At 67.9% G+C, this 18,804-nt stretch carries 16 protein-coding genes; 6 read left to right on the forward strand and 10 right to left on the reverse strand.

Annotated elements, in window-relative coordinates:
• The 5 genes from IT182_03970 to IT182_03990 form a co-directional block, all read left to right on the forward strand.
• Positions 1–475 (forward strand): adenosylhomocysteinase (locus IT182_03970; GenBank protein ID MCC6162488.1); only part of this gene is annotated, 475 nt, incomplete at its 5' end.
• Between the two features lie 159 nt (positions 476–634).
• The gene (locus tag IT182_03975; protein ID MCC6162489.1) at positions 635–1,948 is read left to right on the forward strand and encodes a gluconate transporter; all 1,314 of its coding nucleotides are present in this window, start codon (positions 635–637) and stop codon (positions 1,946–1,948) included.
• A 9-nt stretch (positions 1,949–1,957) separates the two neighbouring features.
• Positions 1,958–2,425: a RidA family protein gene (locus tag IT182_03980; protein MCC6162490.1), complete on the forward strand. Its 468-nt coding sequence runs from the start codon at positions 1,958–1,960 to the stop codon at positions 2,423–2,425.
• A 1-nt stretch (position 2,426) separates the two neighbouring features.
• Positions 2,427–3,518 (forward strand): membrane dipeptidase, encoded by a 1,092-nt coding sequence (locus tag IT182_03985; protein MCC6162491.1) that lies wholly within the window; start codon positions 2,427–2,429, stop codon positions 3,516–3,518.
• Positions 3,515–4,375 (forward strand): endonuclease/exonuclease/phosphatase family protein, encoded by an 861-nt coding sequence (locus IT182_03990; protein ID MCC6162492.1) that lies wholly within the window; start codon positions 3,515–3,517, stop codon positions 4,373–4,375. Before IT182_03985 ends, IT182_03990 begins: the two co-directional genes overlap by 4 nt.
• A 38-nt stretch (positions 4,376–4,413) precedes the next feature.
• Here the strand turns inward: IT182_03990 and IT182_03995 are convergent, their stop codons facing one another.
• Both IT182_03995 and bcp read right to left on the reverse strand, forming a co-directional pair.
• Positions 4,414–5,628, reverse strand: a complete 1,215-nt coding sequence (locus IT182_03995) for a ChaN family lipoprotein (GenBank protein MCC6162493.1) — start codon at positions 5,626–5,628, stop codon at positions 4,414–4,416.
• The gene (gene bcp / locus IT182_04000; GenBank protein ID MCC6162494.1) at positions 5,625–6,101 is read right to left on the reverse strand and encodes a thioredoxin-dependent thiol peroxidase; all 477 of its coding nucleotides are present in this window, start codon (positions 6,099–6,101) and stop codon (positions 5,625–5,627) included. The genes IT182_03995 and bcp overlap by 4 nt, the downstream gene beginning before the upstream one ends.
• An 84-nt stretch (positions 6,102–6,185) precedes the next feature.
• Here bcp and IT182_04005 point away from each other — a divergent pair, with 84 nt between their 5' ends.
• Positions 6,186–7,091 carry an alpha/beta hydrolase gene (locus tag IT182_04005; protein MCC6162495.1) on the forward strand — a complete coding sequence of 302 codons (906 nt, stop codon included), beginning with the start codon at positions 6,186–6,188 and terminating at the stop codon, positions 7,089–7,091.
• Between the two features lie 4 nt (positions 7,092–7,095).
• On the opposite strand, the gene IT182_04010 is transcribed toward IT182_04005, so the two are convergent.
• The 8 genes from IT182_04010 to IT182_04045 form a co-directional block, all read right to left on the reverse strand.
• Entirely contained in the window at positions 7,096–7,572 is a 477-nt protein-coding gene (locus IT182_04010) for a hypothetical protein (protein MCC6162496.1), read from the reverse strand.
• 92 nt (positions 7,573–7,664) lie between these two features.
• Positions 7,665–8,897 (reverse strand): 2-oxoglutarate dehydrogenase complex dihydrolipoyllysine-residue succinyltransferase, encoded by a 1,233-nt coding sequence (gene odhB / locus IT182_04015; protein MCC6162497.1) that lies wholly within the window; start codon positions 8,895–8,897, stop codon positions 7,665–7,667.
• A 7-nt stretch (positions 8,898–8,904) separates the two neighbouring features.
• Complete coding sequence (locus IT182_04020; GenBank protein MCC6162498.1) at positions 8,905–11,703, reverse strand: 2-oxoglutarate dehydrogenase E1 component; 2,799 nt, start codon at positions 11,701–11,703, stop codon at positions 8,905–8,907.
• Positions 11,704–11,717: 14 nt separating this feature from the next.
• On the reverse strand, positions 11,718–12,008 hold the full coding sequence (locus IT182_04025) for a hypothetical protein (GenBank protein MCC6162499.1): 291 nt from the start codon (positions 12,006–12,008) through the stop codon (positions 11,718–11,720).
• A gap of 14 nt (positions 12,009–12,022) precedes the next feature.
• Entirely contained in the window at positions 12,023–13,516 is a 1,494-nt protein-coding gene (locus tag IT182_04030) for an MBOAT family protein (protein ID MCC6162500.1), read from the reverse strand.
• Positions 13,513–14,619, reverse strand: a complete 1,107-nt coding sequence (locus IT182_04035) for a hypothetical protein (protein ID MCC6162501.1) — start codon at positions 14,617–14,619, stop codon at positions 13,513–13,515. Before IT182_04035 ends, IT182_04030 begins: the two co-directional genes overlap by 4 nt.
• 58 nt (positions 14,620–14,677) lie before the next feature.
• Positions 14,678–16,702, reverse strand: coding sequence for a TonB-dependent receptor (locus IT182_04040; protein MCC6162502.1), 2,025 nt, complete (start codon positions 16,700–16,702; stop codon positions 14,678–14,680).
• Between the two features lie 190 nt (positions 16,703–16,892).
• Positions 16,893–18,794: a type IIA DNA topoisomerase subunit B gene (locus tag IT182_04045; GenBank protein ID MCC6162503.1), complete on the reverse strand. Its 1,902-nt coding sequence runs from the start codon at positions 18,792–18,794 to the stop codon at positions 16,893–16,895.
• Between the last annotated feature and the right edge of the window lie 10 nt (positions 18,795–18,804).

The raw sequence follows: 18,804 nt of genomic DNA on the forward strand, positions 1-18,804 counted from the left end.
CGGCAACAAGGACATCATCACCGCCACGCACATGGCGAAGATGAAGGACAAGGCCATCGTCGGCAACATCGGTCACTTCGACAACGAGATCGACATGGCCGGCCTGAAGAAGGTGCCCGGCATCGAGCGCATCAACATCAAGCCGCAGTACGACGAATGGCGCTTCCCCGACGGCCACAGCGTGATGATCCTCGCCGAGGGCCGTCTGCTGAACCTCGGGTGCGCGACGGGTCATCCGAGCTTTGTGATGTCTGCCTCGTTCACCAATCAGGTGACGGCGCAGATCGAGCTCCACACCAACAACGCGGCGTACGAGAAGCAGGTCTACACGCTGCCCAAGCGCCTCGACGAGAAGGTGGCGCGGCTGCACCTCGACAAGCTCGGCGTGAAGCTCACGGTGCTCGACAAGACGCAGGCCGACTACATCGGCGTCCCCGTCGAGGGTCCGTACAAGCCGGATCACTACCGGTACTGAGGCAAGCGCGTCGGCAACGGGCAACCGGCAACCGGCAACCGCTTGGTTCAGATGGAGGTCAGGGGCTTCAGCCCCTGGCACCGGTGCGGAGCAGACACATTCCGCATTCGGCATCGAGTGGCGCCTCGGGGCGCCACTCGCGTTAGCATAGCGGCGCCCATGCTCATCGCGCTCGCGGTTGCAGGCATCGTCGCGCTGATCCTGCTGCTCGCGGTTGCGCGCCTCAACGCCTTCCTCGCCTTCCTCGTCGTCTGTCTCGGCGTGGGGCTCGCCGCGGGGCTGTCGCCCACGCAGGTCTCGCTCTCGATTCAGAAGGGCCTCGGCGACACGCTCGGCTCGCTCGCGATCGTCATCGGCCTCGGCGCCATGCTGGGGAAGATCGTCGCCGAGAGCGGCGCGGCGCAGCGCATCGCCACGAGCCTGATGCGCGTCAGCGGTCCGAGTTACGTGCAGTGGGCCCTGATGGTCACCGGCTTCATCGTCGGCCTGCCGCTGTTCTACGCGGTTGGCTTCGTGCTGGTGATCCCGGTCATCTTCAGCGTCGCCGCGCAGTACCGGCTGCCAACCGTCTACGTCGGCCTCCCGATGCTCGCGGCGTTGTCCGTGACGCACGGATACCTGCCTCCGCACCCGGCACCGGCCGCGCTCGTCCAGCAGTTCCACGCCGACATGGGGCTCACGCTCCTGTACGGGGTCGTGATCGCGATACCCGCCATTCTGCTCGCGGGCCCGGTCTACAGCCGCTTCGTGCGCCACATCGACCGCCCGCCGCTGGCCACCTTCACGCCGACGCTCGTGCCTGATGCCGACCTTCCGTCGCTCGGTGCGAGCCTCTGTTCGGCGTTGCTGCCCGTCGGCATGCTGGCCACGGGATCGGTACTCGTCACTATCGGCGGTGCGGACCAGGTATTGATGGCGGGACGCGCGCTGTCCGATCCCACGCTCGCGATGCTGTGCGGCGTGCTCGCTGCCGTTGCGTTGCTCGGACGACGGCAGGGGCGGTCACTGGCCGACGTGATGACGTGGTGCGAACGTGCCGTCGCCGACATCGCCTCGATGCTGCTCGTGGTGGGAGGGGCGGGTGCCTTCAAGCAGGTGCTGACCGACGCGGGCGCGAGTACCGCCATCGCGAGTGCGCTTCTCAGGCTGCCCGCGCCGCCGCTCGTCCTGGCCTGGGTGATGGCCGGACTCGTGCGCGTGTGCGTCGGCTCGGCAACCGTGGCCGGCCTGACGACGGCAGGTCTCGTGGCACCGCTGGTCATCAGCGGCGCCGTCGATCCGAACCTCATGGTGCTGGCGATCGGTGCGGGAAGCCTCCTCCTCTCGCACGTGAACGACGGCGCCTTCTGGCTCTTCAAGGAATACTTTGCGCTGTCTGTCGCGGAGACCTTGCAGACGTGGACCGCAATGGAGACGATCGTGGCCATCGTCGGACTCGCCGGCGTGCTCGTGCTCGACGTCCTGATTCACTGACCAACACCCATGACTCCTGAACAACGCTTCGCTGCTCTCGGCCTCGAACTCCCGCCCGCCCCCAGACCGATGGGCGTCTACAAGCCCGGCCTCATCGAGGGACCGTATCTCTACGTGTCGGGGCATGGCACGATGCGCGCCGACGGCACGATGATCACCGGCCGCGTGGGCGAGGCCCTCGATGCCGACGCCGCCAAGCTCGCCGCGCGCCAGGTGGGACTGTCGATCATCGCGACGATCCGCGCCACCGTCGGCTCGCTCGATCGCGTGCAGCGCGTGGTGAAGGTGCTCGGCATGGTGTGGGCCACGCCCGAGTTCGACAGGCACCCGTTCGTCGTGAACGGCTGCAGCGAGCTCTTCGCGGCCATCTGGGGCGACGACCTCGGCGTGGGCGTGCGCAGCGCGGTGGGCATGGGGTCGCTGCCGGGCAACATCCCCGTCGAGATCGAAGCGCTGTTCCGCCTGACGGACGCCTGACATGCTGCTCGTCGACGCGCACCTCGACCTGTCGATGAACGCGCTCGAATGGAACCGCGACCTGCGTCAGCCTGTCGCGGCCATCAGAGCACGTGAGGCCGGACTCACCGACAGGCCCGATCGCGGTCGCGCCACCGTCTCGCTTCCCGAGCTGAAAAGGGGACGCGTCGGCCTCGTGGTCGCCACGCAGATCGCACGCTACGTCGCACCGTCCAATCCGCTGCCCGGCTGGCACTCGGCGGAGCAGGCGTGGGCGCAGACGCAGGGTCAACTCGCGTGGTATCGCGAGATGGAACGCGCGGGGGAGATGACGGCGATCGTGGACCTCCCGTCGCTCGATGCACACCTCGCGCGCTGGCAGGAGGCGGGCGGCAACGTCGATGCGTTACCCGTTGGTTACATTCGCAGCCTCGAAGGAGCCGACTCGCTGGTGTCGGTGGAGTATCTGGAACGCGCGGTGCGCGACGGCCTGCGTGCCGTGGGACCCGCGCACTACGGGCCTGGACGATACGCGCCCGGCACGCATACGACGGGACGCCTCGAAGCCGACGGACCGGCCCTGCTCGCGGCGATGGAGCGCTTCGGCGTGATTCTCGACGTCACGCACCTGAGCGACGACAGCCTCTGGCAGGCACTCGACCTGTTCGGCGGTGCCGTGTGGGCGAGCCATCACAACGCACGCGCGCTCGTCGACGACCAGCGCCAGCTTCCCGACGATCAGATCAAGGCGGTCGTCGCCAGGGGCGCCGTCATCGGCGCGTCGTGCGATGCGTGGATGATCGTGCCGAACTGGGTGCGCGGCGTGTCGACGCCGCAGTCCGCCGGCTGCACGTTCGAGAGGCTGGCCGATCACGTCCTGCACATCTGCTCGCTGGCGGGCTCGACGCGTCACGTCTGCATCGGATCGGATCTCGACGGCGCGTTCGGCACCGAGCAGACGCCTGCCGACCTCGACACGATCGTCGACCTGCACCGCCTCTGCGACGTACTCGCCTCGCGCGGGTTCTCCGACGAGGATCTGGAGCGCTTCCGCTGGCGCAACATCGTCGATTTCATCAGGGCCCACTGGGCCGGACGGGAGTGGCTGCAATGACGCGTCGCGTACTCATCGCCGCATGTGCGGCGCTCGGACTGGCTGCGGTCGCGCCGCCGACCTTCGCGCAGACGACCGATGACGCCCTGCGCGTCATGAGCTTCAACATCCGCTACGGCACCGCGAAGGACGGCGACAATCACTGGGACAACCGCAAGGCGTTCCTCGTCGACGTACTGCGTGCCGAGGCGCCTGACATCGTCGGCCTCCAGGAGGCGCTCCACGACCAGATTGCGTACATCGTCGACGCACTGCCCGACTACTCGGTCGTCGGCGTCGGGCGCGACGATGGCGTATGGAAGGGGGAGTACACGGCGATCCTGTACAAGCGGGCGAGGCTGTCTCTCCAGCGCACCGACACGTTCTGGTTCTCGGAGACGCCGACAGTCGTGGCGTCGACGAGTTGGGGCAACTCCATCACGCGCATCTGCACGTGGGCGCAGTTCACGACGCCGGACGGACGTCCGCTGACGGTGTTCAATCTTCACCTCGATCACCAGTCGCAGCCGTCGCGCGAGAAGTCGGCGGCGCTGCTGCGCGCACGCATCGACGCGCGCGATCCGAAAGCGCCCGCTATCGTGATGGGCGACTTCAACTCCGGCGAGCGCAACCCGGCGGTCGCGACGATGCGTGAGGGCGGCACGCTGGTCGACACGTTCCGCGTCAAGCATCCCGATGCGTCGCCCGTGGGCACGTTCACGGGCTTCAAGTACGGCCAGGTGTCGGGTGAGAAGATCGACTACATCTTCGCGACGGCGGATTGGGAAGTCGTCGAAGCCGCGATCGTCAGAACCGAGCGCAACCAGCGGTATCCGTCCGATCACTTCCCCGTGACGGCCGTCCTCCGCCGCCGCTAGCCGCGGGGCACATGGCGTGGGTGCGGCGCTTGTAACGCTCAGCGGCGTCGAAGACTGCCTGTCAGCGTCAGCGTCTCGTCGCCGCGTTTCACGGTGGCGACGAGCGAATCGCCCCACTGTTTCTTGTCGATGAGCGCCCGAATCTCGACGTCCTTGCGGATCGGCTGGCCGTCGAGCGTCAGCAGGTCGTCGCCGGCCTTGATGCCCATCGCCTCGGCCGTCGAGCCCGGCGTCACCAGGAGGACGTTGGTGGGCTGCTCGCCGTTACTGCGGAACGACACGCCGAACGTGGGGTGGAGCGGGTAGGTCTCGGTCGGCACACCCCACACGATGTCGCCGACCGACGCACGTACTGACGTCGGCGAGGCCGGCGACGTCGCGACGGGCATCACCGTCGCCACGCGCCTGTCGGTGTAGGCCGCGGCCTGTCGGGCGATGCCAAGGTTGTAGGCGACATGCCCGCTGCCCACCAGCACCACGACAACGGCCTTCGGATCGGGCGTGCTCTTCGCCAGTTCGACGGCATGGAACGCCATCGTTGCATCCCACGCACACTGCGCGTCGATCATGCGCTGGAGCGTGTCGGCCGGCATGCCCGAGCCGTGTGAACTCCCGCCGCCGATGAACGCGGTGAACATCTGCTTGTGTTCGTCGTGCGTCGTGTCGATCGTCGGTGCCAGCCTGCCGCGCTCCATCCCGCCGATGCTCGTGAGGCCGCGACGACCGACCATCGAGATGATGGCGCGCGGCGCGTTGATCCCGCGCAGCGACAGCCGATGCTGTTTCGCGAGCTGGAAAATCTCCCTGTAGTACCCCCAGGGATAGCCCCAGTAGTCGTACCAGCCTGATTCACGCAGGAGCGCCGCCTCGTCGATGCCGCCACGCATCCAGCGATCGAACGGTGCGGTGGGCGCGTCGTCGGGGAACATCTCCAGGCCGATTGTCACCTTGCGACCGGCACGCTGCAGCGCCGCGATCACGGCCGCCTGCACGCGGTGCGATTCCGCCGACGTGTGCGACTCTCCGACGAGCACGATGGCGGCGTCGGCCAATGCGGCCACCGCCTCGTCGGGCGACACGTCGACGCCCTTGTGCGTGTCGTGAATCTGATCGACGCCCAGCGCGATCGAGCGCGCCTTGCGCGCGGGATCGCCGATCTCGAGGTCGAGGGGGCCACGCGACTGCGCGGACGCCGACGACGCCACGAGCACGATCGTCGAGAGAACCAGGGACGTTCGTCGCCGCATCGTCATCGCCGTTCCGCCCCCTCGACGACGGCCAGCACGTCGGCCGCGTGCGCGTCGACTTTCACGCCGTCCCAGCGCCGCGCCACCGTGCCATCAGGCGCGACGAGATACGTGGTCCGCGCGATGCCCATGAACGTCCTTCCATAGAGGCGCTTCTCCTGCCACACGCCGTACCGCTCGCACACGGCGTGATCCTCGTCGGCGAGGAGGGGATACGCAAGTCCGTGCCGGCGCGCGAACGTCGCCTTGCTCGCCGTGTCGAGGATGCTGATGCCGAACACCACCGCACCCGCGCGCGAGAAGTCGGGTAGCGCGTCCTGGAATCCGCACGCTTCCGTGGTACACCCCGGCGTGGCGTCCTTCGGATAGAAGAAGAGCACCACCGGCTGGCCTGCGCAATCGGCAAGCGCGCGGACGACACCATCCTGATCCGGGAGCGCGAACTGTGGCGCCTTCGCGCCTGGTTCGAGAAGAGCCATGGCCCTACAGGCTACCTGAACCGGCGTCCGGCGTCTCCGGCGGTTTACACTGGTCCGGATGACCGTTGGTCCAGAGCCGTCCCGGTGGCACGCGTAGCCGTGCCGGCAGGCCCGAGGCAGTGCGGCGCCGCGCCGCGCGAGGGGCATACCTACACCGGCGACATCCGACTCGCCGAGGGCTTCCATTCGGAGGTGCTCGGCAACAGCCGAGACGTCCTGATCTACCTGCCGCCGGGGTACGACGACGAACCCGAGCGCCGCTATCCGGTGCTCTACCTGCACGACGGACAGAACGTGTTCGACGCGAGTACGGCGTTTGCCGGCGTCTCGTGGGCCGTGGACGAGACGGCCGAGCGGCTCATACGCGAAAAGGCGATCGCGCCGGTCATCATCGTCGCCATCAATCACGCCGGAACCGCCAGGGCCGACGAGTTCGCGCCGACGCGCGACGCCCACCGCGACGCCGGCGGCCGGGCAGACCGCTACGCGCGCTTCCTCGTCGACGAGCTCAAACCGTACATCGATCGCACGTTCCGTACGCGGCCGGATGCGGTAGACACCGCGCTCGGCGGGTCGTCGCTCGGCGGCCTCGTCACGCTGCACATGGGCCTCGAGTATCCGCACGTGTTCGGTGGGCTGGCGGTGCTGTCCCCGTCGATCTGGTGGGACCGTCGCGCGATCCTCGAGCGGTTCGCCAGACTCGAGACGCACCTGCCATGGCGGATCTGGCTCGACGTCGGCACTGCCGAAGGGCGCGACACGCTGCGTAACGCACGCGCGCTGAAAGCCCTGCTACTGGAGAAGGGCTGGGCGGACGGCGATGATCTGCGGTACGTCGAAGCGCGCGGGGCGCCGCACAGCGAGGCGGCATGGGCGGCGCGGATCGGACCGATTCTGGAGTATCTGTTCCCCGCGAAGCCGCGCACGCGACGGCGGCGTTCACCGGCCACACGACCAGGGTTGCGCGGCCGCGTCGGGTCACCGTGGTGACGCCTCAGGGCTTCTGCCGTGATTTCTCGAGCGCCTGCACCTCGGCCTCGACCTGGGCCTTCGCCTTCTGCTCCTCGCGCTTGCGGAAGGCGTTCCTGATCGCGCCGATCGTGTTCCCCCCGACGGGGACGCCCACGGGGTAGAGCTGCGCGCGATGCTGGCGCGGGATCATGATCGACTGCATCTCGTAGTGGTAGATCGGGTACCACGGACGCACGTACCCCGGCGTCGCCGTCGTCTGGTCGTACAGCCAGCCGAAGTCGTAGTCGATGTCGTCGCGGGTTTCCTCGACGCGCACCGTGTAGTCGGCACGCACGGGGCCGAGCAGGATCGACTCTACGGGCTGCGCCGCGAACTGCCGGCGGATGCGGTCCAGGTCGGCGTCCGAGCGAGCCGCCGGCTGCCGGGCCATCGCAGGGGAGGTGCCAAGGGCGACACCCAGCAGCAGGACCGTGGCGATGAACGGTCGGTACGGCGGCATGTTCATAGGACGTTGTCACGACGGCACCGGCCTGTCACCGATACCGCCTCATTCGATCGCGACGTTGGGGCGGGACGTACCGAGTCGGCGCGTCAGGACTGCAGGAGCAGGAAGCCCGGATCCTCGATGAACTCCTTCACCTTCACGAGGAACTGCACGGCTTCGAGCCCGTCCACGATGCGGTGATCGTAGGAGAGCGCAAGGTACATCATCGGTCTGATGACGACCTGTCCCTTGATGGCCACGGGGCGGTCCTCGATCTTGTGCAGGCCGAGGATGCCCACCTGCGGCGGATTCAGGATCGGCGTACTGAGCAGCGACCCGAACACGCCGCCGTTGGTGATCGTGAACGATCCGCCCCTGAGATCCTCGAGCGTGAGCGTGTTGTTCTTCGCGCGCGCGGCGAAATCCCTGATGGCGAGCTCGATGTCGGCGAACCCGAGCTGTTCGGCCGACCTGATGACAGGGACGACCAGGCCCTGTTCGGCGCCGACGGCAATCCCGACGTCGTAGTAGTGCTTCAGCACCATCTCCTCGCCCTGGATCTCGGCGTTGAGACGGGGAAACGCCTGGAGCGCCGCCACCGACGCCTTGACGAAGAACGACGCGATGCCGATGCCCACGCCGTAGCGCTTGGCGAACTGCTCCTTGCGCCGTTCGCGCAGCGCCATCAGCTCGGTCATGTCCACCTCGTTGAAGGTGGTGAGCATGGCCGCCGTGCGCTGGGCCTCGACGAGGTTGCGCGCGATTGTGAGTCGCCGCTTCGACATCCGCACGCGTTCTTCCGTGCGACTGCCCGGAACGAGGGCCGGACGCGTGGGCGGCGGTTGGGCGGCAGCCGGCTTGGCCGCAGCGGGTGCTGACGCCGGTGCGGCAGCGGGTCGCGCAGCGGCTTCCACGTCACGACGCATCACGCGTCCGGCATCGCCGGTGCCCTGCACTTGCGCCACGTCCACCTGATGGACCTCGGCAGCCTTGCGCGCGGCTGGCGTGCTGCGAGGACCATCAGCGACAGGAGCCGCGGCAGGCGCTGGCGCGCTCGCGGCGGGCTCGGGTGCCGCGGCGGCAGGCGTGGACGTCGCAGCGGCACCCACCTCGATCAGAGCGAGCTGTTGGCCGACCTTCACGTCTTCGCCCTCCTGACGGAGGATCTTCGCGAGCACGCCCGCCTGATCGGCGTTCACTTCGAGGTCGATCTTCTCGGTCTCGAGCTCGACGAGCGCGTCGCCCACGCCCACGGCCTCGCCTTCTTTCTTGAGCCAGCGCGCCACGCGCGCCTCGATCACCGACTCACCGAGCTGCGGAACCACCACCTGTGCCGCCATGTGCGTTCTATGCCTTTGCCTTGGCCCGCGCGCGTGACGCACGTGGGGTGGGAGCGGTGGGAGCGTACGCCTCGGCCACCAGCAACTTCTGGTTGATCATGTGCCACGTCAGCGAGCCCTCCGATGGGCTCGCGCTGCGTGGACGTCCGAGATACCGCACCGGAAGCCTGCCGTCCAGCAGTTCCTCGAAGGCAGGCCGGAAGAAGTCCCAGGCCCCCATGTTGAGCGGTTCTTCCTGCAGCCAGACGACCTCTTCCGCATTCGGGTAGCCGGCGACGACGGTGCTGACCGCGTCGGCGGGGAAGGGGTACAGCTGTTCGATCCGGCAGATGGCCGTGTGGCGATCCGTCTGGCGGGCGTCCGCCGACACGAGATCGACGTACACCTTGCCGCTGCAGAACAGCACGCGCGTGACCTCACGCGCCCGCGCCCGCGCGTCGTCATCGTCGATGACAGGACGCCAGGCGCCTTCCTCGAACTCGCGCGGCGAGGACGCCACGAGCGGATGTCGCAGCAGGCTCTTCGGCGTGAGCACGACGAGGGGCAGCGGATCGGTCGTGAGCAGGAGCGCCTGGCGACGGAGAAGGTGGAAGTACTGGGCGGCCGTTGTGCAGTTGGCCAGGCGCAGGTTGATGTCCGCCGCGGCGCCGAGGAAGCGCTCCGGGCGCGCGCTCGAATGCTCGGGGCCCTGGCCTTCGTAGCCATGCGGGAGGAGCAGGACCAGCGACGGCGTCTGCCCCCACTTGGCGCGGGCCGACGTCACGAACTGATCGAGCATCACCTGCGCGCCGTTGATGAAATCGCCGTACTGCGCTTCCCAGATCACGAGGCGATCGGGCGCCTGCACGTTGTAGCCGTACTCGAAGCCGATCGTCGCGTTCTCGCTGAGCGGGCTGTTGTGAATCTCGAAGCTCGCCCGTGCCTGCGGCAGCCGTTGCAGCGGGATGTCGAGGGCACCGGTGTCCTGGTCGCGGAACGCCGCGTGCCTGTGGCTGAACGTGCCGCGCTGCACGTCCTCGCCCGTGAGGCGGATCGGAATCCCGTCTGCGAGGATGCTCGCGTACGCCAGTTCCTCGGCCGTGGCCCAGTCCACCGATCGCTCGTCGAGGTTGTCGAACACCACCTTGCGCCGCTCGCGTCCGCGATCCAGCTTGCGATGTCCGACGAACCCGTCGGGCCGCGTCAGCAGCGCGTCGTTCATCTCGCGCAGGTGCGCCACGCTCACGGTCGTGCGCACCTGGCGCGCGGCACCAGCGGGCGGCGGCTCCGGAATCGGATTGACGATGTCTTCTTCGGGCTTGAGTTGCGCGTAGATGTCTTCGAGCGCCTTCATGCGCGCGTCGACCATCGCCTGCGCCAGACCGGGACGTCCGGTCGACGCTTCCACGTGAGCCGCCCATTGCTCGCGGACCGTCGGGTGCGCGGCAATCTTCTGGTACATGAGCGGTTGCGTGAAGCCCGGCTCGTCGCCCTCGTTGTGCCCGTAGCGGCGATACCCCACCAGATCGATCAGGAAGTCGCGCTGGAAGCGCTCGCGATACGCCCACGCGATCCGGGCGGCCTCGATGCAGGCGATCGGATCGTCGGCGTTCACGTGGATGATCGGGATCTTGAACCCGCGCGCCAGGCCGCTCGCGTACGACGTCGAGTACGACTCGGCGGAGACGGCCGTGAACCCGAGCTGGTTGTTCGCGATGATGTGGATCGTGCCGCCGGCGGTGTAGCCGTCCAGGCGCGACAGGTTCAGCGTCTCGGCCACGATGCCCTGGCCGGGAAACGCCGCATCGCCGTGAATCAGGACCGGCAGCGTGAGGTGCGGATTGAACACCGGGGCGCCGGGACGGCCCGCGTCGGTCCCTGCGGCGCGCGCCATGCCCGCCACCACGGGATTCACGAACTCCAGGTGGCTCGGGTTCGGTGCCATCGACACCTGCGTGTCGGCGTCGAACTGCCGCAGCGCGCCCGCGTGATACTTCACGTCGCCCGTCCAGCCGAGGTCGATGCGGTAGCCGGTGCGCGTCTGCACCGGGTCCTTGAACTCGGCCAGGATCTGCGCGTACGGCTTGCCGAGCACGTGCGTGAGCACGTTCAGGCGACCGCGATGCGCCATGCCGATGAGCACGTGCTGCAGACCGCCCTGGTCGCCTCCGTGGATGATCGTGTCGAGGACCGGCACGAGCATGTCGAGGCCTTCGACCGAGAACCGCGTCTTGCCCTGGAACGTGCGGTGCAGGAAACGCTCGAACGTCTCGACCTGCGTGATGCGGTCGAGCAGCGCCACCTCGTCGAGCGGGGTCATGGGTGGCCGGAATCGTCGCGTCTCGACGGCCAGGCGCAGCCATTCCCGCTCTTCGGGCACGTACACCTGCGCGAAGTCGAATCCCGTGCGCGTGCAGTACGCCGCGCGCAGGGCCGCCATCGCCGTCGCGGCGTCTGGCAGACCTTCGGCCAGCGGACCGCCGACCACGCTGGCCGGCATGCGGCGCATCTCGTCCTCCGAGGTGCCGTGCGCTTCAGGCGCCAGCGCGGGGTCGCCTGTCGGACGCGAGCCGAGGGGATCGATCTGGGCGGCGAGATGGCCGTACCGGCGAATCCACTCGGCCAGCGTCGCCGCGCCCACGACCGCGCGGGTGTCGCCCGGTGAGACGGCACCGCCTGCGGGAGTGGGTGTTTCCTCAGGGGGCGTCCACTGCTCGAAGTAGGCGCGCGTCTGCGCGTCGACTGCCGTGGGGTCCTGCCGGTAGCGATCGTAGAGTTCGAGGACGTACCCGGCGTTCAGACCCTGGAACTCGCTCCATCCAGCCATACGAAGTTCAGATTCTAGTCGATCCTCGTCGACGACGAGGGCGTGCCCTGCCCCTCGCGCGCGTCGCGCCAGCGGTGCAGGGGCAGTGACAGGAGGACGTAGCGTCGTCGCAGGGCGAGGACCTCGCCGGCGTACGACGCACGCGGAATCTCGCCGGCGCGCAGGCGCGCCCTGAGGCGGCGAATCTCGAAGCGATAGAGATCGTTGACCTGGTCGTGCAGGAGCAGGGCAGGCGTCTCTGCCGTGGGCCTCAGGCCATGACCCGCGAGGGCGTCGAGCACGTGCGGCGGGAAGGGCACATCCATGCCGTCGGCTCGCGCTAGAACGCGAAGTAGATGAAGTCGAGCGACGTGCGGCTGCGCAGCACGAGGATCGTCGCAAACAGGAGGCCCACCGTCAGCGCCTGCCAGACGACGGTGCGCGTGGGCACGTCCGCCTCGTGCTGGGCTGGCCTGTCCGTGTAGGACCGGCCCTGCCAGACCGTCCACAGGCTGTGGACCCACAGCGGCGCGGAGAACGTGAGGGCGATGAGGAACAGGTAGAGGCCTGCCTGGCGCTCGGCCAGCGGTGCGGTGCCCGGAACGAGCGTGAGATCGCGCCACAGCATGGCGGCGTCGCCCTCGCGGAACATCAGCCATCCGATGTGGACGAGCACGAACATCAGCGCCCACTGCGGCAGCACGCGCCAGAGCGGCAGGCGATGTCGGCCCGGGTGGCGCCCCACGCCGCGCACCGCCCCCCACAGACGCTCGACCACGAGCATCACGCCGTGGAAGGCGCCCCATGCGACGAAATTCCACGCCGCGCCGTGCCACAGCCCCGACACGACGAACGTGATCATCACGTTGATCAGTGTGCGCGGCAGTCCGTGACGCGATCCGCCCAGTGGGATGTAGAGGTAGTCGCGGAACCACGACGACAGCGAGATGTGCCAGCGCCGCCAGAAGTCCGACGGCGAGACGGCCAGGTACGGGTGATCGAAGTTCTTCATCAGATCGAACCCGAGCCAGCGCGCACTGCCGCGCGCGATGTCCGTGTAGGCGGAGAAGTCAGCGTAAATCTGCACGCCGAACGCGAAGACGCCTGCCCACAGCATCTCGAAGCCCGGATCCTTCATCGAGAAGACGCGGTTGGCGATGACGCCCACGTTGTCTGCGATTACCAGCTTCTTGAAGAGGCCCCACATCATCAGCACCGTCGCGTCGCGCGCGACGACGAGATTGAAGACGCGGGGCGTCACCACGCGCGGCAGGAGCGCCGACGCGCGTTCGATCGGGCCGGCGACCAACTGCGGGAACAACGCCACGAACAGCGCGAAGTCGAGCAACGGACGGCACGCGCGCATGCGGCCGCGATAGACGTCGATCGTGTAGGAGAGACTCTGGAACGTGTAGAACGAGATGCCTACGGGCAGCACGATCTGCAGGACCGGCAGCGACGCCTCGACGCCAAGGGCGGCAAGGCCCGCCTGCACGCTCTCGATGAAGAAGTTGAAGTACTTGAAGAACCCGAGGACCGAGAGGTTCGAGATCAGGCTGAGGACCAGCCACCACTTGCGTGTCGCCCGCACGTCTGCCGGGGGATTGGCATAGGCCTCATCGTCCATCGACGGGTCTGGATCCATCCGCAGGCCGGCGAACCAGTCGACGAGCGTGGTACCGGCCAGCAGCGCGCAGAACCACGGCTCGAACCAGCCGTAGAACACATAGCTCGCCACGAGCAGGACCCGGTTCTGCGCCACGTGCGACAGCCGCCAGTAGACGGCCGTCACCACGATGAAGAAGACCACGAAGTCCAGGCTGTGGAACGTCATCTGAACAGCCTGTTCAGGTTGACGCGGAACTGGCGCGTGTAGCGCTGCCTGTGCGCGCGGGCGATGTGATCGCCGTCCTCGTACATGGCCAGCGTCTGCATCTGATCGCCGGTGTCGTCATGGAACGACATGCCCTGCTGCTCGACATACGCGCGGAAGTCGCGCATGTAGGCCTGCATGCGCGGCGACTGCTCCGGTGCCCTGTTGCCCACGGGCCGCCGCTGCACGCGCACGAAGCACACGTGAAGCCCGTGCTGTTTCGCGAGATCGACGATGAGCGGCAGCACCGAACTCGGCATGGTGCGCCCGAAGTCGGCCTCGGCATCTTCGGCCGCCTGCAGGTCGGCCGCCGCCATCGGCCGAAGACGCTCGAGACCCATGATCTCGAAGTTCATGGTGTCGAGGAACTGGCGGCGGGCGGGCTCGTCAGGCGTCCAGAGTCGCGTCGGCCAGTCGTACAACTGCCGCTCGACCCACGCGTTGGCGCGCTCCACGTCATAGACCCTGTTGATCGTGTCGTGGACGCGGTACCACGGTCCCTGCACGCGCGCGGCGATCGCGTCGTTGAGCGCCGGCTCCGTCTCGTGCGCCACCTCGTCGAGCGACCAGCGGAACGGACCGGTCAGTCGAAAGAGCGGGTCGGTCATGTTCAGGTCGCGAAAGAAGAAGAACGTGACCTTCGGCCGCTCGCCGCTCGCAACGAGATAGTTCTTGAAGCTCAGATACCAGTACGCCGATCCGGTGCCCGCGCGCGCGAGCATCGCCACGTCCTGCCCGACGAGGCCAGCCAGGTACCCGGCGTCGATGCGCGTACCGAGCATCGAGTCGCCGATGAAGACGTACGACGGATGGAGCCGCTGGAGGTCGTCGATGGCCCCCGGGCGGAACGGGATGCGCTCCCGCGAGGCCTCGAGCGCCGGGAGGTAACTGGGCTGGACGGCACGCGTCGACAGCCAGACCATCGCCGGCCGCCAGAGCAGCGGGATGGCCGCCGCCACCGCCAGGATGGCCACGAGGCGCACCACGCCGCGCCACGACCAGTCGGCGGGCGGCGTGCGGGGCGCGTGGTGCGAAGGGGGCGTGTGCAGGCGTGAATCGGACACGTACGGCCGGAGCAGTATAGACCGAGGCGGGGAACGCCGGAGCGCGTTCCCCGGCGGTTCAGGGCTTCGCGCCGACGCGCATGCGGAGTTCGAGCACGACCTGCCGTCGCATCACGTCTCCGAAGATGTGCTGCTGGATTTCCTGATCGAAGAGGTTGATCACCTTCAGCGACGCCGTCAGCGCGTCGCTGAGCCGGTAGCCGAACGTGCCGTTGACGAGCGTGAAGCCGTCGGTAGTGCCGTGATAGCGCGAGTCGAGCACGTCCTGCCAGAACGCCTCCGTGGCGTGGCTCACCGACAGCGTGCCGAGCACGCGCGGGCCCGAGTAGGTACCACCCACGTTCAGGCGATGCCGCGAGGGCAGGTTCAACTCGGAGATGTCGAACCCGCGCGGTTCCGGCGTCGGCTGGAACGAGTAGTTGGCAAACCCCGTCACGGTGCGCGCGATGTCGGCGTCGACGCCGAGCTCGACGCCCTTCTGACGGACCTTGCCGAAGTTCTGGTACGTGAACGAGGCGGGCAGGCCGTTGCCCGGACCGAACCGGCCCGACTGGAGGATCAGCTCGAGGGCCGCGGCCGGCAGCGGCCCCCCGGGCGGCGGCGTCGTGGCGCGGTACGAGCCGTTCTGCGTGAAGAAGATCGCGTTGCGGCTGTCGTTGACGTAGAACGCCGCGCTGACGGTGGCCCGGTTGCCGATCACGCCCGAGTAGCCGATTTCGTACGCGTCGAGCGACTCCTCGGAGAGGTCCTCGTTGCCGATGGCGGCGACGGGGAAGTTGTACAGACGGCCGGTGAGCGCGGGGTTCAGCGCACCGAGATCGAGTTGGTTGACCAGCGCGGTGTCGAGGAAGTTGTTCACCAGCGACGGGGCCCTGTACGCGCGGTTGTACGACACGCGCACCGTCTGCGCCGGCGACGGCTTGAACATGAGCGTCGTGCGCGGCGAGAACACCGGCGCGTCGAGGACGGAGAAGGCGTCGACGCGGCCACCAACCACCCAGCGCCAGCGCGGCGCGAGGAAGATCTCATCCTGCAGGTACACGCCGCCTTCGGTCCGGGCGTCGCCACGCGGCGCCAGCGACAGGTCGAACGCATTGTACCGGAAGTTGCCGCCCATGCTGAACACGTGACGGCTCTTCCACGTCGCCACGTGACCGGCTTCGACGTCGAACGTCGTGTTGCGGAACACGAACGGAATCGGCCTGCCGTCGAGTCCCACCGCCAGCAGGTTCGTGGCGTTGCCGTCGAGGCGATTGATGAACGTGTTGATGCGCGTCGCCCCGCGCGAGTAGTTCACCTTGCCGTACGCCAGGTACGTGCCGCGATCGATGTCGAACGGCCCGATCCCTGTGTGGATCATGCCCTCGGTGCCGGAGAACCCGCCCTGCACGACCACCTTCTGGCGGCCATCGGGATGGTCGTAGTCGAGACGCGCGTCGAACTTCGGCTGTCGCGTGCCGGAGTTGGCAAAGCCCGGATAGAGCGTCCCCGTGTCGTTGGGGATCGGCCCATTCGGCCGCGCCATGGCGTCCTGCTGATAGAACCCGGCAGACACCTTGTAGGCCCAGCGATCGTCGATGGCGGCCGCGTGGCTTGCCGTCGCGGAGAACAACCCGCCGTTCCTGCGCGTGCCCCCCATCGCGTCGCGCCCGAACAGGCCGGCGCTCAGCGAGAACGACGTTCCCTGCATCTCGCGCGGCGACTTGGTGATGATGTTCACCACGCCGGTGAGCGCGTTGGCGCCCCAGACGGCCGACGCCGGGCCGCGGATGACTTCGATCTGCTTCATCTCCTGCGGGTCGATGGGCAGGAAGTCCCACGCGACGAACCCGAAGAAGTCCTGGTAGATGCTGCGTCCGTCGACCAGTGCGAGCTGCGATGTGGCGAGCGTGCCCGTGGCGGCGCGGGAGGTGAGATTGATGTCGCGCGCGGAGGTCTGCGTGACGTTCAGCCCCGGCACGTTCCGGAGGAGATCGGCGTAGCTGGTGGCGGGGGAGTTCGCGATCGTCCGGCTGTCGATCAGGGTGACGGTGGCGGGCGCGTTGACGAGCGCCTGCTCGACCTTCGACGCACTGACGATCACGCTTTCTTCGTACTTCGGTCGCTCCTGCTCGTCAGCCTCGGCAGGCGGGGGTTGCGGTGGTTGTTGCGCAAAGCCCGGCGTCGAGCACACTCCGCATGTCAGGAGCGTCCAGAGAAGGAAGCCTGTCAATCGACGGTACATGTCGGCTGTTCACACTACGCGGTCGCGGGCCTTTCCGCAACCTGACGTCTCAGACGTCGAGGGCCTCGGCGTCCTCCGCGCGGTCCATGATGAACCGGAACCGCGCCGACGCGTCCTTGCCCATCAGCTCGTTGATCACGCGGTCTGTCACGAGTTGGTCGGCGATGGTGACGCGGAGCAGTCGCCGCGTCTTCGGGTTGAGAGTGGTCTCCCACAGGACCCTGGGCATCATCTCCCCGAGGCCCTTGAACCGCGTGATGTCGGGTTTGGCCCGGCCCGCGGTCTTCTTCACGATCGCGTCCCGCTGCGCATCGTCCTGCGCCCAGAACGTGTCCTTCCCGACGTCGATGCGGTACAGGGGCGGCTGGGCGAGGTACACGCGGCCGCTCGTGATGAGGTGCGGCATGTGCCTGTAGATGAACGTGAGCAGGAGCGTGGAGATGTGGTGGCCGTCGGAGTCGGCGTCGGCCAGCAGGATCACCTTGCCGTAGCGCAGGCGCGCGAGGTCGAACTGCTTGCCCACGCCGCAGCCGAGCGCGGTCACCAGATCGGCGAGTTCCTTGTTCTCGAGTACCTTCGCCGTCGACGCGCCCTCCGTGTTGAGTACCTTGCCGCGCAGCTGCAGGATCGCCTGTCGCACGCGATCGCGCCCCTGCTTGGCCGATCCGCCGGCCGAATCGCCCTCCACGATGAACAGCTCGCTCAACCCTCGATTGGTGGTGGTGCAGTCCGAGAGCTTGCCTGGCAGCGTGAGGCGATGCGTGGTCGCACTCTTGCGTGTGACTTCCTGCTGCGCCGCGCGGCTCGCCTCGCGCGCGCGCGCCGCGAGGATGATGCGCGCCACGATGGCTTCGGCGATCGAGATATTCTGGTTCAGCCAGTGTTCGAGCGCCGGCCTGACGAGGCCGTCGACGGCCGACTGCACCTCCGGGTTGTTGAGGCGATCCTTCGTCTGGCCCTGGAACTGCGGTTCCTCGACGAACACGCTGAGCACGCCCACGAGGCCTTCGCGCAGATCTTCGGCGGTGAGCGTCACGCCGCGCGGGGTGAGTGCGTGCGTCTCGATGAAGTTGCGCAGCGCCTTGCCGAGCCCGGCGCGGAGGCCGTTCTCGTGCGTGCCGCCCGAACCCGTCGGGATGCCATTGACGTAGCTGCGCACGTGCTCGTCGGTGGACTCGGTCCACTGCAGCGCGAGGTCGAGCCGCAGCGCCCCATCGCGCGCGACGACGAAGGGCAGGTCGTGCACGGGCCTGGCGCCACGCTCGGCGACCAGCGTGCGGAGGTAGTCGGCGAGTCCGTCCGCGTGCGCGTAGGTGACCTTCTGCCGCGTGACCTCGTTCTCGAAGGTGATCTTGAGACCGCGATGCAGGTAGCTCGCAACCTCCAGCCGCTGCGCGATCGTATCGGCGTCGAACTCGATGCGCGGGACGATCGTCGCGTCGGGATGGAAGAACACGGTGGTGCCCGTGCCGCGCGCGGGACCAACCTTCGTGATGCCGCCCTGCGGCACGCCCTGGCGGAAGCGCTGTTCCCACTGGAACCCGTCGCGCTTGACCGTCGCGACCAGATCCTTCGACAGCGCGTTGACCACGCTCGCGCCCACGCCGTGCAGGCCGCCCGACGTCTTGTAGTTGCCCTGCTCGAACTTCCCGCCGGCGTGCAGCACCGTGAAGATGACTTCGAGCGCGGTCTTGCGCGTCTTCGGGTGCACGTCCACGGGGATGCCGCGCCCGTCATCGGTGACCGTGATGGAACTCCCGTCGGCATGCAGCGTGACGCCGATCTGGGAGGCGTGTCCGTTCATCGCCTCGTCGATGGCGTTGTCGAGAATCTCCCAGACCAGATGGTGGAGTCCGGCGGCACCGACCCCGCCGATGTACATGCCGGGACGCTTGCGAACGGGCTCGAGGCCCTCGAGAACGGTGATGTCCTTGGCGGTATACGTGCTCATCACTGGCGCT

This window comes from Acidobacteriota bacterium, assembly GCA_020845575.1.
Taxonomy (GTDB): Bacteria; Acidobacteriota; Vicinamibacteria; order Vicinamibacterales; family Vicinamibacteraceae; genus Luteitalea.